This is a genomic window from Paenibacillus larvae subsp. larvae, assembly GCF_002003265.1.
In the GTDB taxonomy this organism is placed as follows: Bacteria; Bacillota; Bacilli; order Paenibacillales; family NBRC-103111; genus Paenibacillus_H; species Paenibacillus_H larvae.
The window spans coordinates 3722554-3747720 of record NZ_CP019687.1 but is presented as its reverse complement, the minus strand read 5'-3'; the positions used below and the strand labels follow the sequence as shown (position 1 = coordinate 3747720).

The following is a 25167-nucleotide window of genomic DNA, read 5'->3' as shown; positions in this document are numbered from 1 at the left end:
AGTGTTCTGGGCCGATTCATAAAGCCAGCCTGCCGGCTGGCTTTAATCGTATGCCCTAATCCTCCCACACCTCGTCCATAAGCTGTTTGATTTTAGCTGTACGTTTCTTTGTTTCTTCTTTATTAGTACGCCAGATGCCATCCACTTTTTCTACCACGTCGCCGGCCTTCACATCCCCTGCCACTTCCTTCTTGGGAACATCCACCATATCTCCGTCCAATTCAATTACCACGTAGCCTTCTTCCAAACGGTCCACGATAGCCAACATACCAGATCTCCCTACCTTTCTGTTTGCATGCGGATTTGTTTGCCGTCACTGATAGCCGCGATTGTGCCTTGCTCGTCATTCCGGTACACTTTAACGCCCTGTTTCTCCAATCTTTGCAGCACTTTCTCTTTAGGATGCCCGTATTTGTTCCCTTTCCCCACTTGGATAACTGCTGCTTTGGGTTTAACCTTGTTTAAAAATGCCGCTGTAGTGCTGCTGTTAGATCCGTGATGTCCAACCAGCATCAGATCAGCCGATAATTCTGCTTTTGAAGCAATCATGTCCTGTTCACTTTCCGATTCGGCATCACCTGTGAGCAAAATGGCGTTGGCTCCGTGCGTCAAACGAACCACTGCACTGTTATTATTATTATCCTTATAAGATTTCACCGGAGCAAGCATCTCTACCTGCACATCCGGGTCCCAGTCCAGTTTCACCCCTGCTTTGGCCGTCGTAACCTTCAGCCCTTTTTGTTTGATCGAAGTTAACAGCGACTCATAGGTTTTGGTATTACTGGAGGCCTTGGGCAAGTATACCTTGCCGATATCCAGATGATCGATGACCTTATCTAGCCCGCCGATATGATCCGCATCCGGATGAGTTCCGATGACAATATCCAGTTTAGTGATCCCGTACTTTTTCATATAGTCCAGCATCAGTTGCTCCTTGTCGTTATCTCCGGCGTCAATCAGCATGGTCTTGCCATTTGGGGAAACTAACAGTTGGGATGCACCTTGTCCGACATCGAGAAACAGTACTTTCAGACCACTCTGGTCCAAAACGCTGTCTCTTAAATAGTCTGGGCCTTTCGAAGCGGCAGGTGCTCCGGCCATCGTGCATCCCGTCAGTCCCAGTAATCCTGCTAACAGCAGAAGGGATATAAGCCATTTCTTGATGTTCATCTTCCATTTAACTCCTTTTTCAGCATGCTTCCAGTTCTCTTAATCTCTTAGGCATAATTATGCAAATCACGCATAAGAACTCCTGTTCTATCATACCATATACATGGTTTTCCGCATATAAGCCGAAGGTCTTGAATTCCTTGATTGTAAGAGAGACCCAGTAAAAATGAACAAAAAGTTCCGGCAATATTAGCGCTTGTTCCTGCCCCTGCTTTTCCTATACACTAAACTAAGAATGCCTGTTCCGAATGAAATGAGATGATGCAATGGATAAAAATAAAGACCAAACCGATCACTTTTTCGAAAGTACTGCCTTGACGCCCGAGTTAACCAAACAAATTCTCGATAAGCTTCAGTTTGAGAAACTGCGCCGCAAAAAAGCCATAGTTACGCTTCATGATCAGGGTCTGATGCATAAAGCCATAACGGAGTCTTACCGGATCCATCGGCCAATCACCCTGCTTATACGGCTTCAAACCGGAGAAACGGCTGAAATCACCGGTGTGGTCACCGGTATTAATCAAGTGCTGGAGCGTATTCGCATGCTTCATCTGAACGGAATGGAGTGGGTGCCAAAAGACAGAATTATAGGAATCAAAATGGAGTTAATTTCTTAACTATCCGTTCCTTTAACAAGGAGCGGATTTTTTATTCTACGTGCATGCAGAAGGAATAATTGGAAAACCTAACCTCAAGATGAATGCGAAGGAGAATCCATATGTTCAAAAAATTGTTCGGTTTGCTCCAAAAGGTTGGAAAAGCATTAATGCTGCCTGTTGCTATCTTGCCTGCGGCAGGAATCTTGCTTGCTTTCGGCAACCTGCTCCATAATCCTGATTTTTTGCAACTTGCTCCTTTTTTTCAGACCCCTATTATCCAGGGCCTGGCCAGTGTAATGGAGAATTCGGGAAATATTGTATTCAGCAATTTATCTTTGCTCTTTGCGGTTGGAGTGGCAGTTGGCCTTGCCGAAGGAGAAGGTGTGGCCGGTCTTGCGGCCATTATCGGCTATTTGGTTATGAATGTAACCATGGGGACTATTCTCGGGGTTACTCCCACCCTGGTTCAAGAAAACATGGCTTATGCGAATGTGCTTGGTGTTGATACGCTTCAGACCGGAGTATTCGGGGGAATTATTATAGGGATTCTTGCTGCCTATCTGTACCGGAGGTTTTTCAAAATCGAGCTGCCAGCTTACCTGGGTTTCTTTGCAGGAAAACGGTTCGTCCCTATCGTCACGGCGGCCGCTTCCCTGTTAGTGGGAATCATTATGGTATTTATCTGGCCGTATGCCCAAAGCGGGTTAAACGCATTTTCCCACAGCATGGTAGATTCTAACCGGACTTTATCCGCCTTTATTTTTGGTGTTATTGAACGTTCTCTGATCCCCTTTGGCCTGCATCACATTTTCTATTCCCCCTTCTGGTTTGAATTCGGAGAATATTTAAATAAAGCGGGAGAGCTCGTTCGGGGAGATCAGAAAATCTTTTTCGCCCAGATTAAGGACGGGGTTGCGTTAACGGCGGGCACCTTTATGACCGGGAAATTCCCGTTTATGATGTTTGGGCTTCCGGCTGCCGCTCTTGCCATGTACCATGAAGCAAAACCCGAAAAGAAAAAACTGGTTGCCGGTATTATGGGGTCGGCCGCTCTAACATCCTTTTTGACAGGGATCACTGAGCCTATCGAATTTTCCTTCTTGTTCGTGGCTCCTCTGCTTTTTGCCATCCATGCTGTATTCGCGGGATTGTCCTTTATGACTATGCACCTCCTGAACGTCAAAATCGGGATGACCTTCTCCGGCGGTGTCATCGATTACATTCTATTCGGCATCATACCCAACCGTACCCCCTGGTGGCTCGTCATACCGGTAGGGCTTGTCATAGCGGTCATCTACTATTTCATGTTCCGCTTTGTGATCCGCAAATTCAACCTCAGAACGCCCGGCAGAGAACCGGAAGAGGAGGAAAATATCAAGGCCGGAGGCGGAGATCAAAACGAGCTGCCGGTGCAAATCCTTGAGGCTTTCGGAGGCAGGGAGAATATTTCTTCTCTGGACGCCTGCATTACCCGTCTCCGCATACAGGTACACAATGTGGATGAAGTGAACAAAGACAGGCTTAAAGAGCTCGGCGCTGCCGGGGTGCTGGAAGTGGGCAACAACATTCAGGCCATCTTCGGTACACGGTCTGATACAATTAAATCCCAAATGAAGCAGTTGATGGACCAATCGTGATTTGCAGCAACTGCAAAGCCCTTACTATAACAAAACATTAGCCGAAAAAAACCGATAAAAGATAAAAGGAGGTGCGTTATGGATATCGCCGCTTTATCTATGGTCATGAGCCAGGCCAAACTATCCCAGCAGGTGGGAGTCAGCGTACTGAATATAGCCAAAACCCAATCGGAACAGCAAGGCCAGGATCTTGTCAAAATGCTGCAAAGTGTACAGCCTCATCTGGGAGGTAACCTGGATATTCGGATTTAAGTAGAAATACCCGTACTCCTGTTTAGGGTAGACGGGTATTTTTATTGTTCCAGTTATCCCAATTCAAGCAGCATCTCTTCGGGACTCCTCCATCTATTCAAGATGTCTGACTACTCGTCGTGCAGCACCGCAACGAGCGCTGGAAGAGCCGAGCGGCGGAAACTCCTCCATCCATTCAAATCCGCTGTCATCCTATGTGCGGTCCCATACCATGATCCAGAAAATGGCTGCAATTAAAATAATTAATATTACACATGTAACCAACAAAGAGGACACCTCCTGAATAAGAAGTGTTTCCATAAAGTATGCCGGTATAGATGAAGAGGTTTGGTGTACTATCACGGTAATCTTTGCCAGAATGATTTTTAATTTTGGAAAGGAATCTTTATCTTATCTTTACATGGCTTTGATATTCTCTATATACCCAACAACTATTGAAGAGGAAAAAAACATGCAAAAAACAATTTTGGTTGTGGAAGATGAACATATTTTACGTGAAATTATTAAAGATTATTTGTTAAATGAAGGATATCAGGTACTGGAAGCAATAAACGGAAAAGAAGCATTAACTTTATTTGAAGAAAATGAAGTACATTTGGTTATCCTGGATATTATGATGCCGGAATTGGATGGCTGGTCTGTTTGCCGTAGGATCCGCAAGACATCCAATATTCCTGTCATTATGTTGACAGCCAGAGCGGATGAAGATGACACGCTGCTTGGATTTGAGCTTGGTGCAGATGATTATGTCACAAAACCGTTTAGCCCCCCCATCTTATTGGCACGGGCAAAACGGTTACTGGAAAGCCGATATGCCATAGAAGAAGAGACAAATGGCAATTCACTTTCCAGTTGCGGTATTCACGTAGACTTTCCCTCACGTACTGTCAAAGTAGACGGGAAAGATATTAATTTGACTTACACAGAGTTTGAAATACTAACGTATTTAATGCACAATCAGGGGATTGTTATTACAAGAGAACAATTAATTACAAAAATTTGGGGGTATGAATTTTCTGGTGATGACCGCACAGTGAATAGTCATATCCGAAATTTACGGACTAAATTAGGGGATAAATCAAAATGTATTATAACAGTTGTAAGAGCTGGTTATAAATTTGAGGGGAATGTATGAGAAAAGGAATTGTCCTAAAACTTTTTCTACTGACAACCGTCTTATGCATGCTGATTTTAGCAACCGTTTTTATGGGACAAACTATATTTTTCAAGCAATATTATGCGAACCGGAAAGTAGATGACATTAAAACCGGTATTCAATCTTTTGAGCAGGCATACTTAAATGCCGGAGAAGATGTACAAACGATTGAAAAACTGGAACAAAATTTTCACCGTGAACATGGCACATGGATCACAACGTTAGATAGTTTAGGAAACATCAAACATATAAATGATTTTTACCTGGAAATAAAATTAGACCCTTCCAGAGATAAGACATTCTCTGATCGTGTAATCAAAATCCCGCTATACAGTTTTATGAATCTGAAAGATATCCAGAAAAAAAAGGAATATATCACCAAAGGGGCCCGGTTTACTATTTTTGGAATAAAAAAAGATACGATAATAGCCCCTTGGAAATTACTGGTGGAAGGTGGACTGTTTAGTATAGAAAATAACCAATTAACATCCAGATTGGATGGATTACCTCAAGAATATTTTAAAGAGAACACGATGGATTTATCTGGAAAAATCACTAAAGTGCAGCTGTTAGAGGAAAATGCAGCACCTAATCATATTTATACAAATCATATGTTCATAGAACGAATCAAAGAATTCCAGGCAAACCTGATATTAAATGAAAATAATCCCGGATTTAATTCCTTACAGGTGCTTGATTATGAAGAAAATGGGATCAAATACAAATTGTTGATCAAACCCATAAAAGATCAGGATGGTACAACAAGCTATATATATGCCATGACATCATTGCAGCCTGTTGATGAAGCGGTGCAAATGATTAAAGATTATTATATATATTTAATTGTATTTGTACTGCTCCTGATTTTTCTGGTTTCTTTTTATTATTCAAAAAAGATTGCAAAACCTTTATTGCTTATAAACGACACAACAAAAAAAATGGCGAACCTGGATTTTTCGGAGAAAATCCCCATTAAATCAAAGGATGAAATCGGGGACTTATCCCAAAATATCAATACGCTTTCCCATTCATTACATTCACATATTCATCAATTGCAGCAAGACATAGAAAAAGAAAAACAATTGGAGAATACACGGAAAGAATTTATTGCAGGTGTATCGCATGAGCTAAAGACACCTTTGAGCATTATGAAAAGCTGTATTTCTATTCTAAAAGATGGTGTTGCCAGTCATAAGAAAGAATATTATTTTGAAGCTATGGAAAAAGAAGTAGATAAAATGGACATGCTGATTGTTGATATGCTTGAGCTGGCCAAATTTGAGTCCGGTACGTATAAAATGAAAATGGATACTTTCCATATCGATCAGGCTATTGAACATATATGTGACCAGTTATCAATGGAAATAAACAATAAGCAGCTGAATGTTCATAAAAAGCTCTCCAGGGTTAAAGTACTCGCGAATCAGCACCGGATTGAACAGGTCATTACTAACTTTATCACCAATGCGATTCGGCATACTCCGGAAAAAGAAACCATCATGATATTCACGGCAGAAGAAAATGAAAGGGTAAAAGTATGTGTAGAAAACAAAGGTTCTCACATCCCGGAAGAACAGCTGGATAAAATATGGGAACGTTTTTATCGCGGGGATACCTTTCGCCAACGTTCAAAAGACGGAACGGGTTTGGGACTTGCTATTTCCAAAAATATTTTGGATCTGCATGATGTCCGGTATGGGGTATATAATACAGAAGACGGAGTATTATTTTACTTCTATTTAAATAAAACCGTGTAGAAATTAGTTTCTGCACGTTTTTTTTCTTTAACTAATTTCGACATTACCTGCACGTTATCTTTATCTTTCTCTATTAATCTGGTTATCAAGTCAACAATGATAGAGAAAGTGAGGATGAACATGAAAATATCGCGAAATAATAAAAGAAGAATACTATCGTTAGGAGTTACACTGGCAATTGCTATTATACTGCTCTTTGTTATACAAAAATTCACTTTTATTATTGCCAATGGGGCCGTAGAGGAAAATACCAGGCAAGGTGTTACCCAACAGCAGAACCAGGTTAAGGATAGTCAAACAACTCCTGCAAAACCGGAGAAAAAGGATGGGAAACCTGCGGGAAAAGTCGTTTACCTTACATTTGATGACGGTCCTAGTAAATTAACAGGCCAATTCCTGGATGTTTTAAAAGAACATGGCATTAAAGCAACATTTTTTATGATAGGCAACAATCTGAAAAATACGAGCTTGCAAAAGAATGTACAACGGGCGGTAAAAGAAGGACACTACGTGGGTGGGCATAGTATGACACATGATAGCAAAAAGTTATACGACGGCGGACAGTTTGTACCGGAGATGAAAGAAACATTATCTCTTATCCATGATATTACAGGGACTAGTCCTAAATTAGTCCGCCCGCCTTACGGCTCTGCGCCGGGACTAAAAAGTGAGCAGATCCGCAACCAAATTGCAAAAGCTGGAATTAAAGTTTGGGATTGGACAATCGATTCCAAAGACTGGAGTTTAAAAGATAATCCAAAACAAATTGTAGAAAACATTAAAAAGGCAACGACAGAAGACTTAGAGGTTGTTCTAATGCATGAAAAACCAGAAACCTTACAAGTACTGCCTGAAATCATTGCATTTTATAAACAAAAAGGATATCAGTTTGCTGTATATAATGATGCTGACCATTTTCACCTTAATTTCCTGAAAGATAACCGTCTGTAAAGTTAGTACATGCAGTCTTTCCCAACGCGCGGCTCTCCCGGCGCGCGTTGGGAAACTGTACGGCGGGTGATCAGACCCCATGCACACAGATACGATTGTTTTTCGCAAATTCCTGTCTATTTTATTCGTCCAAACGTAAGACGATGCTTGGCCCAGTATCCCCTATTAATGTCCGTATATCCAACTCCCTTATTGTTGGCGTTATACATCTTTCCATTTCCCACATATATTCCAACATGAGACACACGCAGAAATTCGGACCAAATGCGGTTGAGAATATCTGTATTTCCATTTAGCTTGTACTTCCCTGGCTCATTCTATACCTGTATCTTTCATGCAAAACATGCCCGTTTAAAATTTTAAGGGGAAAAATATACGGATTGTCACAAAAAAAAGAAAACATAGAATATATCTAATAAAAATGAGATTATGTCATCATCCATTAGTTCTATTTCCCTTTTATTCCTAAAGAGAGTGTGAAAACAGGAAATATACTGCTGATATTTTAAACCAAAAGTAAAGGGAGAGCGACCTTCCCGCCGGATGGAAAATTGAAAGACATGAAATGAAAGGTGTTCGTTTGATCAAACCGGAAAATGGCACCTTGGAAAGCATATGGGCCCACCTCAAGAAAGTAACGGATACATTAAAATCTTGGGATTAATTATATTCCAGAACGGGGCAAATATTAATGAGATCATGTATAAAGTGCATATCAGCCGCTCTACAGTTTATCGTCAAATAGATAAAAATTAAGGAAGTCATAGTAAAGAACGTCCCTCACATGTTCTTATGTTTTAATTACCTGGCAGGATCGTGTGGGAAAAGACGAAAAGTCTTCAATTCGAGGAATTCTATATAAGCCTGTACCGTATCATTATCATAGTGCTTACCAATAAGAGATTTAAACTCTTGAATTATTCCAAGTGCATCTACAATGGCATGAATTTTGGTTGTTATTCCGCCTCTGGAGTGTCCGATGTCCTGAAATTGCTGCCCCCTTTTGCGCCCGCCCCATGCTGATGGACGCGACGATGGTTGCGTCGATCATGATATTTTCCAAATCGGGAGATACGGAAACTTGCTTTAGAATTTCATCCCATATGCCGGCCATCTGCCAGCGTCGAAAACGAGTATACACTGTTTTCCATGAACCATAATGCTCGGGTAAATCCCGCCAAGGTGCTCCAGACCTTGCAACCCAAAGCATGGCATTTAGCATCATGCGATTGTCTTTCGCAATGCGCCCACCTTGAGGTTTTCGTTCTGGTGGCAGTAAATCTTTAATTTTTTCCCATTGATCATCGCGTATTTCGTATCGTTTTTCCATATGGAAAGTTTATCATGTTTTGGAGTGAACTTATAGTTTCCGGTAAACAGGATTGGAAAGACATCATTCTAAAAACTGTATTAAATGATAATGTTACCTATATTCCTAATTCCATGACAGGAACACTCCCTAATGGCACCACGGGAGCATTAGACGATAGTTGGTGGTCAGGGCAATTTTGGCCCTTAATATGCCTGATATGAATACCAGCATGAACGATGTGACCGTTTCTTTTAAAGCAAAAGCCAATAAATTGCCAACAGCTGCCTCCGTTACTGAAAAGGCTGACTTTGTGGGAAGCAACCATATAGCGAGTACTGCTCCGGCAGATTACGTAATTCAGCCTAATCAGGTACCTGAAGTGATAATAAAAGAAGCTGGACCTATTCAGGCTGGGGAAGATTATGAAGTAAAAGGAACTGGAAAGATACTGACGATTCTACAAATACTCTATACTTTAGTTTAGATGGTACCCTGCTTAAATCTGAAGTACTGGATAATGGAGGATCTCCCGAACCAGTTGAATGGAGTTATCTTGTATCAAAGGACCAATTAAAATTAAGGGGTTAATCCGTTATTAAATTTTTTAGGCATGGGGTATGGACTTGTTCCTATATCTTACAGACCGTTGAATCCTCATTTAAGTAACTCATTTTGGAATGTTGTTTACTATTTTATGAGCTGTTTTTATATCCACTCCATATAATTCACGTATCTTTTTTATTTGCTCTATTTCTGACATTGAGTCCAACTTTAGATGCTGAATTTCATTGGGATTTCGCGTAATGATGGAGTAAATATTTTCTTGCAATATTTTCACTTGCTTACTTTTAGTTATTAATGATAATAAAAAGCTCACAGCAAGAATAGTATATAGTATAATTATCCAAATCATATCAGTCTCCTAGAAGCAAGCTGTTTTTACAGCTGTTATGCCTGCAAGCTCTGCTACTAAGTCTTTGCCAGCTTCACCTAAAGCTTTCCATTTCTCGCCTTTGGTAGTAGCACCCCAAATAATTTTTGCAGCTTCTTTAACTCCACCAAGTGCATTCACAAGACTTTTAATTTTAGCTAATTTAGCAATTGGAATTGCAGTCGTTACAATAGCTCCTGCAATAGCTAAAGAACAACCCAGCCATCCGCGTTTGACTCTGTCGGATTTAACTGTAAAGTCTATATTTTTTTCTTTTAAGTATGCATTTATTTGATTTGCATCATTGGTATTAATTATTTCATCAGGAATGCTTTCTATTTGTTCTAAAAGTTTATAACCTTCTTCTCCACCTAAATTAACAACATGATCTAATTCTGGTTCTAAATATATAGTCTGTGTCATTTGTTTTTCAGCAGCAAATGCAGAAACGCTTGGTGTGATAACTGTCAAACCCATGGCTAAAGCTAACGTTGCGCAAGTAATCTTAATATTTTTGTTCATTTTCCAACCTCCACTTTTTTAATAACAAAAAGAGTATACCATAAAATGTGGGATAAATGATAACTATTCTCAATATGAGCAAGACCCACTGTTCAAAAAGAAGATCATGTTGCACAAATTAATACCAACGTGATCCTTTTTCCATGGGTGTAGGAAGAATGGTTCAATTTATACTATGCCAGTGCTAAGCAAATGATTCCTAAATCCGAACTTGAATAAGTGTCGCTACTTATGCTATTCTTACAGCAATCTTGTTTCCCACCGAACATTTTCATGATAGCTCCCTGCAACTTGGGGAGCTATTTCTTTGCACATTGCCATAAAAAGCGTGAGCGCCTCAACAGTTAATTTTGGCGCTTTTTGTATTGCTCGTTAAGTTTGGTTGCAAAAATAGGTCCAATATTGTAGAATGGTTGCAAAAGCATGAGGAGGTGCATTTGTTTGAAAATAGTGGTTTCTCAAGTTCCACGAGACATTATAGATGTTCATGTTCCATTTTTAAATCATCTCGTTGAGCTTCACGGCTGTCTACTTTACGGGGGTAAATAAAATGCTTTAACTCTTTTTTCGCTTTATATAACGTATAAAGTCATACAATAAGCCCATTAATAATGCAATAAACAGAATATTACGCACCCAATAAAGTATTTGATTGTGAGGGAAAATAATGGGCAGTACAATAAAAATAATGATAAAAATCAAAACAAACCCATAAACCACTGATTTTTGACTCATGCTTCACCTCCTTAACTGTTAAAATGCAAGTGATGTTAAAATCTTCATTATCCACCAAGCCACAGTTTTGTTAACTCCAAGAGCAATCAACCCTTCGTAAACAGCATCTTCTACAGCTCCTGTATAATGATCGATAAAATCTAGAAGCTTCGCGAATCCTGCCACTCCACCAACTGCTACTTTTACCTTACTGGGAATCATATCCCATGCTTTTTTTAATGCTTTAACGGCCCAACTTAGTTTCCCTCTTTTCACTCTATGTTCGCCATCCGTAATTAAGTCACCATTTGAGTTATAAGCCTCACCATAGTAGAGTGTAATTCCGGTACTCTTCATTCCAAATAATTGTTTGATTTCAATGTCTGATAAGCTTAATTGTTTCAATTCTTCTTTAGTTGGTGTATAAATGTTCTTTTCTTCTATTCGTGGACTTCCTTTTTCTGTCGCAAAGGCAGCAGGTGTAATTGCAGATAATCCGATAAGCAATGCCAATGTTGCTAAACAAATCTTCACTTTTTTACCAACCATTCAAAAAACCTCCCACAAGATAATTTTCTCACATATTATAGCATTGGTTCTACATTTTTCCAGTTTATTTTTTTTTTGCGAGAGGAGTTGTTTAGGCTTTACGAAGAGGCATGCGCGTCAAACCTGTAAATGCAATCCGGATTTCCCGATCCGGATTAAGAGGTAGTGAAAATAACCGGCTCAAGAAGCCGGTTATTTAGGGCCTAGAAATTTTTTATTGTCCAGATCCATGTATGATAGCAACAGACATAGTAGGTGCCTGACCAGATCCATGTATAGCAGCGACAGCAGAACCTTCAGAGGTAACTTGTAGCGTACTGAGAGTAATTCCACTGCCTAGTATTGCGGTAGCCAATACAACACTTAATAGCAACTTCTTAGATTTTTTCAACCTCCAACACCTCTTTCATCAAGTTTCCGATTTTTTCCCTTTGGGGGTCCGAAGCATTGTTTTGATACTGCTCAAACTGGGCTGCACACAATATAGATATAGAGTGTCTTTTTGTAGGGATAGACAGGGATAGACAGTGTAAGATGGATTCCAATCCTGTAGTAAAGCGCTGTTGATTCAACTCATATATTCCTTTTTGGTAATAAAATTCAATATGATATTCAATCCTTACAACGTTTACATCATTTTCTAAAGAAGGCTCAGGGAACTGTTCTAAGATATGATCTATGGAAAATCCATGTGCATTTGCGGCTTTTGTAATCAGGAGAAGACCTTCAGGAATATCATTTGGATGCTCGGCAAGATAATTTACGTATTCATCAAGTACACTGAGATCATCCCCTAAAAGTAGTTTTGTACCATATTTATTTGCTCTTGCCCAAAGGCGGAAGTTGTCTACTTCTTTCTTACCTTGTTCGTCTAAAATCTCAAACCAACTAAGATCTTCATATCCTTCTATATATTGTTTCGTCTTCTCATAATGGCCTTGTTTGAATAGTGCAATACTCTTTATCAGATAGGATTGGCCATAATACACAACAAGAGGGCGTTCTGTTTTCAGTGGTTCTGATTCACTGTTGTTCTTTTTCATTAGCAGCTCTTCCTGGTATCTGATCGTAGCGAGTATTCTTAATTCATCAGCAAATTGCTCAGTTAGGTTCCATTTACCAAGAGAAAGGCAAACATTCGTTAACTGCAATAAGGCATCCAATTGAAAAGCCTCAGGGAGTTTTTTACGGAAGTCTTCAAAACGAATCACTGCTTTATAATTTTCTTCGGCATTAGCTCCGATACTCGCCCTGAAAATTCGGTAATGACTGATAGCCAAACGATCCGAGTGATTAAGCTTTTCCTCCTCAATGACTTCCTCATAAAAAAGAAGCGACTCTTCAACAAGACCATTCAGATATAATTCCTCTGCTACAGAAAAAAGAAGTTCGATGTACTTGGGATGCTCCACTAAGATATGTATGGCCTTCATGATCAAGTCGGTTTTCCCCAGCTCGGAACAGCGAATTAAAAAGGATTTCATTCTGGGAACTGCCAATCTGTTGTTAAAGAAACACTCAGCAAGGTATAGATCATAGTAATGTCCTTCTGGTAAGTCGAGGGCTTCTGTTAACGTATCTAACTGTTTCATAGTGATAGGCCGGAGTCTTCCTTCCCTTCGGAGGATATCACTTAGATTCCCTATATGAGAGCCTCCTATCTGCTGAAGTTTTGATAACGTACATCCGGCTTCTGATATGGCATTTTCAAGTTCAACACGCAGCGCAATTCGACTATCCATTTTCATCCTCCTTTTCAAGATTAAGAATACCATATATGGTTAATTTTAACAATGTTAACTATTTCCCAATTTTCCTTGGTCTCTTTGGACGAGCCGCCAAACTAGCTCTGATGCTTTTTAATATATTTTTGATCAAATAATCGTCATGGATTCTTCTACTTAGAGTTGGATAAAAGGTACTGACACTTCCCTGGCTCCAACCGGATACGTTCTTCTAATCTTCTTTCTGTTTAGCCTTGTTTTTGCGTCTAGCCGTTAAAACTATTCCTCCTGGATATTCTTTTTAACAGAATGTTTCCATAGCACCCGTACATGGTCTGTATTCCCCTCATAAAACGCAACATTTATCAAGTCTCCGTCTTGGATCCGTTTGTTTATGACATCCTGTTCCCCAAGGTAAAGTACAATGTTATCATTGCCTATATTTATGGGTACAATTTCACTACCTGCGTAACGTTTCTGTACACAAAATTGGCCGTTGATCTCTTCGACAAAGCAAAAATCAACTTGAACGCGATCTGTTGTAGGATTTTTTGACTTCTCGACTATGTGATAATCATACATATACTCCTGTCCAAATGGCTTCACTGCCAGTTTATCCCCGTTTTCAAGCCCCATTCTCTTCACATCAGTTTCTTTAACAAATATATTGCTACCATCATAAGCAGCTCCCATGACGAAACCGCCAATTAATTTCCTTCGAAACTCGTATAGTTTAGTCTTGTCGACATAAGTTTTAGTATTTTCAGCTTCTTCCAGATGATCTGAATTACAATTACCTTCTATTGATTCCGGTGCCGGCAATAAATTATCTAAAGTAAACCTTTCCTTTTGATCAAGAAGTCCTTGAAACCCTACAGGCCATTCTCCCAGAAGCAGCTGGAGCTTAGATAGTTGGTGATTGAACTGCAGTAATTCAGAAGTAAGTTCGTTCATTTTCACCAACCGGGTCACTTCGGTGACATAAGCCGGTGATTGTTCAGTAACATATTTTCTTGTGTAATAATAATTCAGTTCCATCTCCAATGATCCGATCTTTTCCTGTACTTCCATTTGGACTTTATAGAGCAGGTATTCTTTATCACTTTGTATATAATCAATCACTTCTTCTAAAATCATATCCTTAAATCTATGATCGGACGATTCGGTATACTCTATAATGTATTGGCCAATCGGAGAACTTTGTAACAAAGAATCAAAAAACTTCCGGAAACTTGCATCCGTAAGCAATTTTTTATTCTCCTGAAGGATTATTGAAAACATATGAATATCCGTTTTCGCCAAATAAAGAGCTATTCTTTCTACAATCTCTTGGTTACTCATTAAAAAATTTCCTTCTCCTTAGATTTTAATTATAAATACTAGCTCCTTTGTTAGACTCAACCCGTATTTTTCCCAACTTCAGCTCCTCTTGTAGCCACAATCTGACGAATCAGCCGGACACATGCTATACAATCAGCCTTTGCTCTGTGACTTCCGATTTTTACCATTCGAATGTCCTGATTCAGGCTGATCCAACGCCTACTGAAGCGTAAGAAACAGGAAACCGAGGATCCCCATCGTTCTCTCGTAGAAGCTACATATTACAGGTATGGTTACGGATGTGACTCAGTATCGTGTGGGAGACACTTGGCTCTATCTTTCAGCCATCAAGGATTTGTCCTACCACATAAGTAGGCGCAACGATAATGAGTTGGTTCTCCAAACGTTTAGAAACGCCTTTAAACAGACGAAAGACGTGCCTGGATTGATCGTTCACAGCGACCAAGGATTCCAGTATACGTCCTACGCTTACCACGACATGCTGCCAAAGGTTAGCGCCCAAATCAGCATGTCTCGCAGGAGCAATGTTATGACAATGCCTCGATAGAGCTTTTTCCCACATTTGAAAACGGGGTCTTGACCAAATCAACTAACAAAATCTTTAGGCTAAAAAATGCTTATGAAACGATCGCTTCCGTTAGAGCGGTCGTTATAAATAACTATTGTTTTAATTGCTGTTCAGTTCTTTGTATTTGTCTTGAATAAGACAGCTTAACCTGCTGCTCTCCCCCAAACCTGTATAAAGTTTAATTGCGCCAGGAAGCCCTTCCTCCCGGATAGTCTCCTGTATTTGGTTAGCTTCGGGATCTTCAGCATAATCGAACAGTAATGCTGCCGCCATGCCCGTTGCCAGACCCTCTGGAGTAATCCCAAACTCTAAAGCCTGCGATGCCGGATTTACAAGACGGTCCCGGAAACCCAGCTTACGGACCGGTGACCGGCCAATACGTGTAACCTCATCTGCCAAATACGGATTCTCAAAACGGGTCAAAATTTTGTGAATGTACGCCTGATGTTCTTCCTTAGGAAAAGCGTATTTCCGGACTAATACTTCCCCCGATTCACCCAAAGCTTTTAAAGTTATCTTCCTGATCTCGGAATGTGTAACGGCCTTTTCAATAGATGAAATACCGTAGTGGTAACCCAGATAAGCGGCAATGGCATGTCCGGTGTTTACAGTAAACAGCTTTCGTTCAATATAAGGAGTCAGGTCATCCACATAAAGAGCCCCTTGAATTGGGGGGACCTCACCTTGAAATTTGGACCGGTCAATGATCCATTCAAAGAAAGGCTCCACCTCTACCGTCAGCCTATCTTCATGCTGCTGGTTAGGAACGATACGATCTACTGCGGAATCCGGAAATCCGATTAATCCGGATATACGATCCCGCTCTTCTTCGGTCAAAGTTTCGAGCACATGCTGCTTCAGTACAGTGCTTCCCCCTACCATATTTTCGCAAGCAATGACATGAAGAGGAGTCTGATTCTCCTTCACCCTTTCCCGGATTCCATGACGGATTGTCGGAGCGATTAACGGCAGAATGGATGGCCCGACAGCTGTCGTAATGAAATCAGCTTGGATAATTTCCCTTACAACAGCCTCTTCATCCTGACTATTTACGGCACGTACTCCTTCTACCTCTATTTCTTCCTGACCGGCATCCGCAATCCGGACTGTATATTTTCCTCTGCAGTTGATTTCATTCACCACATCCTGATTCACGTCCACAAAACATACTTCATAGCCGGATTTACTAAGCAACAGCCCGATAAATCCTCTTCCGATGTTTCCAGCTCCGAAGTGTACGGCTTTCATCTTATTCATCCCCCTGCTCAATCATATCGATAACGGCTTTGGCGGTATCTGCATGAACCAGCTTATCTACATTTTCCTCTTCCGAGATTAAGAGAGCCAGGTTTTGAATGATATCCAGATGCTCATCCCCAACCGCAGCAATTCCTATCAGAATCTTTGCCACATTCCCGTTACCGAAGTCTACTCCTTCGCGGACTTGAACTACTGAAATTCCCGTAGACCGGATAAAAGTCTTTGCTTCTTTGGTTCCATGAGGAATAGCTACGCCGAAACCCATATATGTTGTTTGCAGCTCTTCCCGCTCCATCATGCTCTGAATGTAATCTTCAGAAACGCAGCCTGCCTGAACGAGTAATTGGCCAGCCATTGTAATGGCTTCTTTTTTTGTTGCCGGTTTGGCGTCCAGTTTAATTTTGTCTGCAGTTAAAATGGTTTGTGTCATTGTGTTTCCTCTCCTTTTAAAAATCATCTGTATAAATTTGGGGTTAAAGCTTTTTCTGGCAAAACTCAAGCAATTGGCCGGACAGGTAAGCATTCAGCCTGGCCTGGTTTCCGGAACTGAATATATCTACAGGCTCCCTTTCGACAAAAAGGGAACTGACGAAGCTCAGGACTTCAAGTTTTTCCTCCTTCACCTTTACCGGACTTAGCAGCAGCATCAGCCTGCTGATGCCTATCCACTGCTGGTCCATGGCAATAAGGTTTTTTTCTTCACTTAAGTCATACATTGTGAAAGAGGTGGTATAAACCGATTCGTGCCGGCAATGAAAAAAGGCAAGTTTTGATCCGGGAATGCCAAGTCCTCCTTGTTTCTCCCTCTCCAACAGCCTGGCAGTCACAGCTTCGGCATCTCCCAAAACTCCTTCTTTGCTCAAGCCGGTACAAATTTCAAGCAGTACCTCCTCGAGACTTCGTCCGTTTACCCTCAAGTATTCGAGACGAAATTGTCTGCTTAAATGAAGTGACTCTTCCAAATATGCCTTCCCCTGTTCCATAACCTGTAAAGATTTGACTGTTGCCCTCATTTCCTTATCAGACAGTCCTTCACGTACCTTTTCTTTCTTTCCCTTCCGGACCGCCTCTTTTTGTTCCAGCAACCTGCGGATCATCTCTACTTCCCCATCAGTTAATAATGGACTGACCAGTACATATTGAGAGGCATCAATAGGCAGCTTGACCGTTGAAATAATCAGGTCGAAAGCACCGGGATCAATCTGGTCCAGTTCAAAGATAGAAACATTTTTCAGTACCTGCAGTTCAGGAATTTTGTTCCGAATCCGAGTGGCCAGCATTTTCGACGTGCCAATACCGCTGGCACAAAATACTAATCCTTTAAATGTTTTATGAAGCAAATGCTTGTTATCCAGAGAAGCCGCTATATGCATAACAAGAAATCCGATTTCATCGTCAGGTACTTTCACTTGCGGCATTACCTGATGTACCGCTTCTTCCACTATCTGATACACATGGGCATAATCAGAGCGGATTTGGTCCAGATACGGATTTTGGACAATAATGTTTTCACGTATCCGGTAAATTGACGGCTCCAAATGAGAGACGAGCCCCTGCATCAGGTTTCTGTCTGAAAGCAGGTCAGCATGAAGTTTCTGTTCACAGTAACTAACCAGTTCGTAGACTAAAGTGGAAAGTTCAATATTTTCCGCATCGATCCATTCTTCGCTTGGTTTTCGCAGTTTTCCGCTTTTAATATATGGGGTAAACCCGCAAGCCTCGTCTTCCGGAAGTTCGACGCCGAATGTTTCAGCGATATGTCTGAAAATTTTTTCGGCCACATTATATTCCGGGGCCCTTTTGGCAGCTTCTTTGGAAGTAGCATCCAGGCTCAGCTCCTGGCCAAGCTCCAGACGTTTCAGCATAAGGGCCAAATACACCATAAAATATAAATAAGATGTGTCGGCAAAGGGAGCCATCAGTTCTTTATCGATTTCTCCAAGAGCCGAATCGATCATCTCAAGCTTATCCCGGGCAATCAGATCCAGCAATTTATTGGAAACTGGAGAAATGCGGGCCTGCCGGTCTCTTAAAGCCGGATACCCTTGAATCAGCATAAACAATTCGGCATCCGTAAAATGGCCGATAATCAGAGACAGAATGGCTTTTCGCTTGGCTTCTTCGCTCCCGGTTAGCAGAATGCCATACCCTCGCCTACGGATCAGCCTCAGCTTATATTGCTTGAACCAATCTGCTAGCTGGTTCAGATCATTGCTGACTGTAGCCGCCGTGACCTTCAATTCATTGGATAAAGTAAACAATTTGATTGGTTCAGATGATTCCAGCAGCATGCTCAGCAGGTAGACCTTGCGTTCCGGCACTGTATATTCTTGAACCGGTGTAAACAAAAGGGCCTGCGTCAGCTTATCCTTATGCTCCTTGCTCCCCTCCAGTTCCAGCCCCACTCTCGTTTTTTTCCGGAGCTTTAACCGATATGAATCCAGGATTGTTTCAATAGCTTTCAACTCACGATGAACGGTTCTTGGGCTGATATCCAGCTCTTTCGCTATCTGTTCAACGGTAATGCTTTCCTCGCGGTGAAGGAGCATAAACAAGATCCCCCTCTGCCTTGAAGGAATGTCTAGACCTTTCATTCGCCCTCACCTTCTTACCTTTTATATTCATGGTCCAAAAGGAAGAAGGGAAGCTAATTCTACAGTCGCCCCTTCCTCTCTCTCCTTATTCTTTTTTCAATTCTTTCACGAGCTCATCGTATTTAGGGCTGGATAAGAAGTTATCCACCGAAACGTGGTAAGCGTTCGGTACTACTGATTTTGCCCGGTTAGTCAGTGTCTGCTGGGTAATAACAACATCTACATCCTGTGGAAGATCGTTGATCGCTTTATTCGTGACTTCAATATCTGTTATGCCAGCAGTTTTAAATTTCTTTTTCAAGATGGATGCACCCATGGCGCTGGACCCCATACCGGCATCACAAGCAAAGATCACTCTATTTACCTTCGCAGGAATTTCTTTAACAGCCTCATTCGCAGATGCTGCCGGAGTTTCCGAAACTGCCGAGTCTGCATCTTGAGCGGGCTTGGTTTTCATTGCCTTCATTTTCTCAGTCGCCGTCTCCAGATCACTTTCATCTGCCGATTTGACGAACGCACAGGCAATCAGAAAGGAAATGACGGTACTTACTAAAACCCCGGCAAGCACCGGTACCAAACCGCCTTTTGGTGCCATAGCCGCCAGAGAAATAATGCTTCCGGGAGAAGGAGTGTCAACAAGCCCTGCATTCAGCAGATGGAAGGTGAATAACCCTCCCATTCCGCCGCCGATTACAGCAAGAATCAATCTTGGATTCATCAGGATATAAGGGAAATAAATTTCGTGAATACCACCAAAGAAATGAATAATAGAGGCACCAAGAGCCGATTGTTTGGCCGAGCCTCTGCCAACGATAATGTAGGCAAGAAGAATACCAAGACCGGGGCCGGGATTAGACTCAATCAGAAAGAAAATTGATTTTCCCGCTTCTGCCGCCTCTTTTAATCCAAGCGGGCTGAAAATCCCGTGGTTGATAGCATTGTTCAGGAACAACACTTTTGCCGGTTCTACGAAAATACTTACTAATGGAAGCAATCCTGCATTGATAATAGCTTGGACACCGCCAGCTAACGCGTTAGTGAAAGTGCTTATGACAGGACCGACTCCCCAGTATCCGAAGATAGCAAGAATAGCCCCCAGAATACCGGCGGAAAAATTGTTCACAAGCATCTCGAAACCCGCACGGATTCTTCCTTCAAAAAGTTTGTCCACCTGTCTCATCAAATATCCGCCAAGCGGACCCATAATCATGGCACCAAGGAGCATAGGAATGTCGGCTCCTATAATAATCCCCATCGTGGCTATTGCACCGAGGACTCCCCGCGCGCATCATAAATCATCTTACCGCCCGTGTATCCGATCAATAGTGGAAGCAGATACTTAATCATCGGATCGACCATTTCGGCCAGGGAAGCGTTTGGCAGCCATCCGCTTTCAATAAACAGGGCCGTAATCAGCCCCCAAGCAATAAACGCCCCGATGTTTGGCATGACCATCCCGCTTAGGAACCGGCCGAACTTCTGAACGCCAACCTGAACGCTTCCTCCTGTTTTCGCTTTTGTTGCCTGATTCATGAGCAGACCCTCCTTATAAATTTCCCCATCGTCTTACAAAAGACATTTTACAAAATAGAGACAAGTAAGCGATATCCTATCCGGCTCATAACCGGTATTGTTGCTTGCTTTACTTTTATTATCAAACAGGAGGAAACAAACCTTCAATCAAATGAAAACACACTCCCGTCACGCGAATTCCTGACAAATTTAAATAAAACCTGCCAAATGGGCGTGAAAACAGAGTAAAAAGAATCCCCTTTAATTAAAATTTTCGCATTTATGCGAAAATACAGACTGTCGACAAAGTGATATGCTCCCCTTATAGTAGACAGGTGAAATAATAAAAACCTGCTACTATGAAGGGAGCATTTCTTATGTCTAAAGTTCAACCCTGGTGAAATGGCGACGCCGATATGTCCATGGTTTGGAAGGATTAGAAGTTCGAACAAAGAAGCAGCTATTCTGCATCGATAGGCCTGTGAGCGCTTCAAAATTGTCCACGAGCGTATACAGCCGAAGACTCCTAACAAGAATGCTCATATCGAGTCTTTTCTTGCCATTCTAGAGATAGAGTGTTATCAGCGTCACGAATATGAAAGTTATAAGCAGGCGTACGAAATCGTTAGCGGCTTTATTCATAACTACAACCACAACCGCATCCACGGTAGCATCTACGACATGTCGCCTTAAGAATACATGGATGCGGTCAGGAAAAAAACCGTGGAGCCAAAGACAATAAAGGTGTGAAACTCCAGAATAAATCGCAATTTGGAGAAATTTTATAAAATCAATTTGATAGGAGGTACAGTGTCCACAATTAGGGAGTTTAACCTTCATAGAATTTCCGCCCAGTTCTGAGGTGATACGTGCATTCAATCAGATATCCAGGCAACTCGTTCGCGGAGAAAATAAAGATTGGCGTTTTCTTGAACCGGTAATAAGTTGCAAAATAAAATTTCAATGTTTCACAAAAGCCGGTAAGCTTTGCTCCCCCAAATTTGAGGAATTCTGTACATTCTGTGCAACCCCTATTGAATACATTCAAATAGAGTGATAAAATTAGCTTAAGAATTATATACTAAAAATGACCGCAGACGCTGCTAACGTCCACGGTCTTGCAATAGCCGCGCTATAACTATAGGCGGTCGGCTTAATTTGGAAGTCAACACGAAAAATAGATCGCGTTGAAGAGTCAACCTAACCATGATAAGTAAATAACCGGTTCCTTGTACACTTAAGGGACCGGTTATTTTATTCGCTTCATTCCAGGTTGTTGAAGCAGCTTCTTATCTGGATTGACCAAAATAAAAAAGCCTTTAAAACTTTCCTACTCGTTCTACAAAGCTCTTTAATTTATCTTGGAATTAGGGAAGGTCTATTTTTTGTGATGCCGCTTTTCCCCAATATTCTCCATTGACATTAGTACCGCCACCACTCCAGGTAAGTTTGTAATCTCCGATACGCATGCCTTGTGGAAACCCTTGTTCAAAGTTTTTCCATGTTAATGAACCACCAGCGGGAATCGTTTTACTGAAATACACAAGACCTGTATTGCTATGCTCCAAGTTCACAGTAACCGGTTTAGTGCTATGGTTCTGCATAAACAACTTTAAATGGCCATAATTTGCATTGATATTAAAGGTCCTTACCACTGTTGCTCCACCATTAGCTGTATCGTGCCAAGTCTTATCAACTTCCATAGGAGTGATTTCGATTTCCTCACTAGATGTCGAGTATGTAGACGGGAATACTGCATTAGTTGCAGGTGCCTCCGCAGCAGCAGCCGTTACAGCAACCGTCAAGAATAGAACCGATAAACCTGCCAAGAAAGTGTTTTTTTTCTTCATAGCTTGAGTTCTCCTTATGTATAATCTATAAATCCATAAATAGATTAGCACATATTGGTTCATTAAAAAGTATAGTTTTTTGACGATTTTAAGTTAATTTAATCAAAATCGGCATTATAAATTAGCAAGGTCTTACCGGAGAGAAGTTTTTGAACCTGTGCCCAAACTTCAAGCCAACTTGGAGCATCAGCAACCATTTCGTTCGTGATTCCATGGATCATTGTTGCTTCTTCCGGAATGGGGCAGATCGGTTTAACCAACGACGCAAAAATCAGGTTTTTGTCAAGATCGATAATGGCAATGTCTACAATTTCGGAGTCATATTCTATTCCAGTGGTTTCTGTATCCAAGATAAGATATTTGGACTTAATCCAACTCCGGATAAATTCAAGAGCATTCTCGCTTGTTTTCTCAATAAAGACTCTTTCCCGGCAATAATCACATATACCCTGATACAATTGTTTGCTTCTTTGTCCGAGCAGCCAGTTGCGCGGCGCGTGCTTTAATAATTGCAGCTTTTTGGCCAAACGGTTTCAACCCATTGCCCGAAGATCGGTTTTGCATTTTAAATGATCCGGTACATTCCTCCAGCCGCCGTGTATCCTTTCCATTTCCCCTCAACCTCCACGCCTCATGTAGTTTGGCCGCAGCTGTACGGCGCACTACCACAGCTTCAGCCAAATCCTTAAACACAATTTCTTATTTTTGCTTTTTGATTTGTTCGATCTGCTTCTCATACGCTTCAGATTGTTTCTTTAATTCCTGCTCATGTTCCTTGCGAAGCTGTTCAATACGTTCATAAAAAGATTGAATTTTTATTGTCGATTCTTCGTTTGATTTTTGGAGCTTATCCTGGAACTCAGTCCGAATCTGTAACAGCTCGCGTTCTTTTTCGACCTCTTTCTTTTCGACGATACGTCCTATTTCTGCTTGATGACGTTCCTCGGCTTGACGAAGAGCCTCTTTCCGGATCTCATCCAAGCTTTTAACATTTTCTTTTTCTTTGTTGAGTTCCTCTTGGAGCTTAGTGATATGTTGTGTTAACCGGTTAACTTCGCGTTTGCAAGACTTACTCTCTTCATAACCTTGGCGAAAGTCATTTACGAGTCCGGTTAACGTATCATTTTTTTCTTTGTACTCCTGGATTAACAACTTGTTATTTTCACTGGCTTCTTCCATCTGGCGAACAAGGCGTTCAGCTTCATCTTTCATTTGTTGATCTTTCAACTTCCTCCGAAGCAGCTTGTAGTTGCTTTTTTAAATCACTTATCTCAAACTGACATTCTTCAATCATTTGATTTTTAGACTCTTTCAGTTCTTCAGCTTTTCGATGGATCTCCTCTTTTTCAAAACTGGAGCGTTGAATCATGTTCATGACCAACTCGTTAATTCGGTTGGTATGTAACTCTAGCTCCGAAACATCTTTCTGGAAGTCCGGCATTCCATTTTTCATATCCCGCATAACCCAAAGGTTGGTTACAGCTTCGATCCAATCTTTATCTGTCATTCTGGATGCTTCAATGGTGCTATTGATTCTGTTCTTTAAATCGTCGGTCATTTTAAAGCCTTTTGTGGTTTCAGCCATAATATTGCTCTCCTTTTTAGATTGATACAAATAGTATCGAAATCAATATTCCAATCAGAAGGATCCAGTTACAGATATGGAGCGAGTCGGCGAATAATTGCGGGATCGTCGAATTGATTTCGCTCGCCTTGGCCTGGTCAATGATTTCGCTTACGCTTGAACCCGATTGTACCGGCAGACCGTTCCCCTCCAACCCCGCCGTCAATTGCCGAGATAGCTGAATATTCACGTAAGTCCCGACAATTGCAGATGCAATGATGCCACCGATGTTCCGGAAATAGCTGACGCTTGAGGTCGCTACTCCTACCAATCTGTCATATATCAGGTTTAGCCGGTAACTCATGAACGAAATCAGCTTGCCGCCGATGATAGAGCCAACCATCACGCTCAACATGAGTACGGTCAGGATAACACCTGTACCCGAGACTTTTTGCTTATATACCTCCGTCAAAAACATCGGGATAAATAAGATCGACATCACTTGCGTGCTTCCTTGCATAAAAACCGTAAGCAAAGTTCCGCTGACGACGCGGTTGGAGAACATATCGAGCGGTATAATCGGCTCCTGCGCCTTTTTCTCAACGAGGATAAAAACTATCGTCGAAATAATAAATAGGACAAGGAGCGCCAAAACCTGCCAAGAGGACCAGCTGTACTGCAATTCAATGAGTCTCATCGATAGGATTAAAGTAACTGTGGCAGCAATAATCATCATCGCGCCGGTATAGTCGATCTTGGGCTTCTCGTGCTTTTTGTTCTCTTTCATATTCGACATAATTATCAAAAAAGCGGCAAGACCTATCGGCAGGTTAATAAAGAAATTCCATCTCCAGTGAAAAACCTCGGTAATAAAAGCTCCTATCAGTGGGCCTACTAGTGCCGACAGACCGAAGGTGATGCCGAACAACGCTTGCATGCTCCCCCATTTATCCTGTGGATACAGAACCATGAGCAGCGTGAACGTTACCGGCATAATGATTCCTGCTCCTATCCCTTGAATGCCTCGATAAATAATAAATTGCGGCATGCTCGATGCATACCCGCACAGAAGGCTGCCAGTCAGAAACAGTATCAGCCCGATCATATAAAATCGTTTACGTCCATATAGATCGGACAACTTGCCGATTACTGGGACAACTGCAGTAGAGGTTAACATGAAGACCGTGAACACCCAGCTGTACAG

The 25167-nt window shown here is 41.5% G+C and carries 26 protein-coding genes and 3 pseudogenes; 10 read left to right on the top strand and 19 right to left on the bottom strand.

Translation table 11 applies throughout. The features are described 5' to 3' along the window. Nucleotides 1-55: 55 nt before the first annotated feature. Together BXP28_RS19465 and BXP28_RS19460 are read right to left on the bottom strand one after the other, a co-directional pair. On the bottom strand, nt 56-268 hold the full coding sequence (locus BXP28_RS19465) for a DUF3006 domain-containing protein (RefSeq protein WP_024095317.1): 213 nt from the start codon (nt 266-268) through the stop codon (nt 56-58). A gap of 11 nt (nt 269-279) precedes the next feature. After that, nucleotides 280-1170 carry a ComEC/Rec2 family competence protein gene (locus BXP28_RS19460; protein ID WP_023484823.1) on the bottom strand — a complete coding sequence of 297 codons (891 nt, stop codon included), beginning with the start codon at nt 1168-1170 and terminating at the stop codon, nt 280-282. A 266-nt stretch (nt 1171-1436) separates the two neighbouring features. Between BXP28_RS19460 and BXP28_RS19455 the strand changes: the two genes are divergently transcribed. The 6 genes and pseudogenes from BXP28_RS19455 to BXP28_RS19430 all read left to right on the top strand — a co-directional run. Next, nucleotides 1437-1787, top strand: coding sequence for a YolD-like family protein (locus tag BXP28_RS19455; RefSeq protein WP_023484822.1), 351 nt, complete (start codon nt 1437-1439; stop codon nt 1785-1787). 101 nt (nt 1788-1888) lie between these two features. Next, a pseudogene (ptsG, locus tag BXP28_RS19450) lies at nt 1889-3394 on the top strand (glucose-specific PTS transporter subunit IIBC); the annotation flags it as partial. Between the two features lie 90 nt (nt 3395-3484). Then, the gene (locus BXP28_RS19445; protein ID WP_024095319.1) at nt 3485-3658 is read left to right on the top strand and encodes a YjfB family protein; all 174 of its coding nucleotides are present in this window, start codon (nt 3485-3487) and stop codon (nt 3656-3658) included. Nucleotides 3659-4109: 451 nt separating this feature from the next. Continuing rightward, nucleotides 4110-4793: a response regulator transcription factor gene (locus BXP28_RS19440; protein WP_036657447.1), complete on the top strand. Its 684-nt coding sequence runs from the start codon at nt 4110-4112 to the stop codon at nt 4791-4793. Continuing rightward, nucleotides 4790-6571, top strand: a complete 1782-nt coding sequence (locus tag BXP28_RS19435; protein WP_036655946.1) for a sensor histidine kinase — start codon at nt 4790-4792, stop codon at nt 6569-6571. Before BXP28_RS19440 ends, BXP28_RS19435 begins: the two co-directional genes overlap by 4 nt. A 255-nt stretch (nt 6572-6826) precedes the next feature. Next, nucleotides 6827-7522: pseudogene (locus BXP28_RS19430) on the top strand (polysaccharide deacetylase family protein); the annotation flags it as partial. Nucleotides 7523-7638: 116 nt separating this feature from the next. Here the strand turns inward: BXP28_RS19430 and BXP28_RS19425 are convergent. Beyond that, nucleotides 7639-7731 carry a hypothetical protein gene (locus tag BXP28_RS19425; protein WP_077585177.1) on the bottom strand — a complete coding sequence of 31 codons (93 nt, stop codon included), beginning with the start codon at nt 7729-7731 and terminating at the stop codon, nt 7639-7641. A 406-nt stretch (nt 7732-8137) separates the two neighbouring features. Here BXP28_RS19425 and BXP28_RS25355 point away from each other — a divergent pair, with 406 nt between their 5' ends. Then, a complete protein-coding gene (locus BXP28_RS25355; protein ID WP_144029654.1) occupies nt 8138-8278 on the top strand; it encodes a helix-turn-helix domain-containing protein in 141 nt (46 codons plus the stop codon). Between the two features lie 148 nt (nt 8279-8426). Here BXP28_RS25355 and BXP28_RS19420 read toward each other — a convergent pair whose 3' ends face one another. Continuing rightward, a complete protein-coding gene (locus tag BXP28_RS19420; RefSeq protein WP_024095323.1) occupies nt 8427-8852 on the bottom strand; it encodes an IS5 family transposase in 426 nt (141 codons plus the stop codon). A gap of 178 nt (nt 8853-9030) precedes the next feature. Between BXP28_RS19420 and BXP28_RS19415 the strand changes: the two genes are divergently transcribed. Continuing rightward, the gene (locus tag BXP28_RS19415; protein WP_024095324.1) at nt 9031-9318 is read left to right on the top strand and encodes a hypothetical protein; all 288 of its coding nucleotides are present in this window, start codon (nt 9031-9033) and stop codon (nt 9316-9318) included. Nucleotides 9319-9501: 183 nt separating this feature from the next. On the opposite strand, the gene BXP28_RS19410 is transcribed toward BXP28_RS19415, so the two are convergent. The 6 genes from BXP28_RS19410 to BXP28_RS19385 all read right to left on the bottom strand — a co-directional run bounded on the left by BXP28_RS19410 (nt 9502) and on the right by BXP28_RS19385 (nt 14615). Beyond that, complete coding sequence (locus BXP28_RS19410) at nt 9502-9747, bottom strand: hypothetical protein (protein WP_024095325.1); 246 nt, start codon at nt 9745-9747, stop codon at nt 9502-9504. A 9-nt stretch (nt 9748-9756) separates the two neighbouring features. Beyond that, the gene (locus BXP28_RS19405) at nt 9757-10287 is read right to left on the bottom strand and encodes a hypothetical protein (RefSeq protein WP_036655940.1); all 531 of its coding nucleotides are present in this window, start codon (nt 10285-10287) and stop codon (nt 9757-9759) included. Between the two features lie 555 nt (nt 10288-10842). Next, the gene (locus tag BXP28_RS19400; RefSeq protein WP_036655938.1) at nt 10843-11022 is read right to left on the bottom strand and encodes a hypothetical protein; all 180 of its coding nucleotides are present in this window, start codon (nt 11020-11022) and stop codon (nt 10843-10845) included. An 18-nt stretch (nt 11023-11040) separates the two neighbouring features. Then, nucleotides 11041-11550: a hypothetical protein gene (locus BXP28_RS19395; RefSeq protein WP_023484104.1), complete on the bottom strand. Its 510-nt coding sequence runs from the start codon at nt 11548-11550 to the stop codon at nt 11041-11043. A gap of 377 nt (nt 11551-11927) precedes the next feature. After that, nucleotides 11928-13292, bottom strand: a complete 1365-nt coding sequence (locus BXP28_RS19390; RefSeq protein ID WP_077585176.1) for a hypothetical protein — start codon at nt 13290-13292, stop codon at nt 11928-11930. Between the two features lie 261 nt (nt 13293-13553). Then, a complete protein-coding gene (locus tag BXP28_RS19385) occupies nt 13554-14615 on the bottom strand; it encodes a hypothetical protein (protein ID WP_036655934.1) in 1062 nt (353 codons plus the stop codon). Between the two features lie 268 nt (nt 14616-14883). Here BXP28_RS19385 and BXP28_RS19380 point away from each other — a divergent pair, with 268 nt between their 5' ends. Next, complete coding sequence (locus tag BXP28_RS19380) at nt 14884-15162, top strand: DDE-type integrase/transposase/recombinase (RefSeq protein WP_374049674.1); 279 nt, start codon at nt 14884-14886, stop codon at nt 15160-15162. Between the two features lie 120 nt (nt 15163-15282). On the opposite strand, the gene BXP28_RS19375 is transcribed toward BXP28_RS19380, so the two are convergent. The 4 genes and pseudogenes from BXP28_RS19375 to BXP28_RS19360 form a co-directional block, all read right to left on the bottom strand. After that, the gene (locus BXP28_RS19375; RefSeq protein WP_023485401.1) at nt 15283-16431 is read right to left on the bottom strand and encodes a mannitol-1-phosphate 5-dehydrogenase; all 1149 of its coding nucleotides are present in this window, start codon (nt 16429-16431) and stop codon (nt 15283-15285) included. A gap of 1 nt (nt 16432) precedes the next feature. Further along, complete coding sequence (locus BXP28_RS19370) at nt 16433-16873, bottom strand: PTS mannitol transporter subunit IIA (RefSeq protein ID WP_023485400.1); 441 nt, start codon at nt 16871-16873, stop codon at nt 16433-16435. A gap of 43 nt (nt 16874-16916) precedes the next feature. Beyond that, nucleotides 16917-19037: a BglG family transcription antiterminator gene (locus tag BXP28_RS19365; protein ID WP_077585175.1), complete on the bottom strand. Its 2121-nt coding sequence runs from the start codon at nt 19035-19037 to the stop codon at nt 16917-16919. A gap of 85 nt (nt 19038-19122) precedes the next feature. Beyond that, nucleotides 19123-20566: pseudogene (locus BXP28_RS19360) on the bottom strand (PTS mannitol transporter subunit IIBC). Nucleotides 20567-21044: 478 nt separating this feature from the next. Between BXP28_RS19360 and BXP28_RS25350 the strand changes: the two are divergent. Next, nucleotides 21045-21242: an integrase core domain-containing protein gene (locus BXP28_RS25350; protein ID WP_077585283.1), complete on the top strand. Its 198-nt coding sequence runs from the start codon at nt 21045-21047 to the stop codon at nt 21240-21242. 674 nt (nt 21243-21916) lie between these two features. Here BXP28_RS25350 and BXP28_RS19350 read toward each other — a convergent pair. The 5 genes from BXP28_RS19350 to BXP28_RS19335 form a co-directional block, all read right to left on the bottom strand. Next, nucleotides 21917-22399 (bottom strand): hypothetical protein, encoded by a 483-nt coding sequence (locus tag BXP28_RS19350; protein ID WP_051427985.1) that lies wholly within the window; start codon nt 22397-22399, stop codon nt 21917-21919. A 98-nt stretch (nt 22400-22497) separates the two neighbouring features. Further along, entirely contained in the window at nt 22498-22926 is a 429-nt protein-coding gene (locus BXP28_RS19345) for a 3'-5' exonuclease (protein ID WP_023484400.1), read from the bottom strand. A gap of 172 nt (nt 22927-23098) precedes the next feature. After that, nucleotides 23099-23626, bottom strand: coding sequence for a hypothetical protein (locus tag BXP28_RS24650; RefSeq protein WP_235430746.1), 528 nt, complete (start codon nt 23624-23626; stop codon nt 23099-23101). Continuing rightward, on the bottom strand, nt 23601-23984 hold the full coding sequence (locus BXP28_RS24645) for a hypothetical protein (protein WP_023484398.1): 384 nt from the start codon (nt 23982-23984) through the stop codon (nt 23601-23603). Before BXP28_RS24645 ends, BXP28_RS24650 begins: the two co-directional genes overlap by 26 nt. 16 nt (nt 23985-24000) lie before the next feature. Continuing rightward, a complete protein-coding gene (locus tag BXP28_RS19335; protein ID WP_158529831.1) occupies nt 24001-25140 on the bottom strand; it encodes an MFS transporter in 1140 nt (379 codons plus the stop codon). Nucleotides 25141-25167 lie beyond the last annotated feature (27 nt).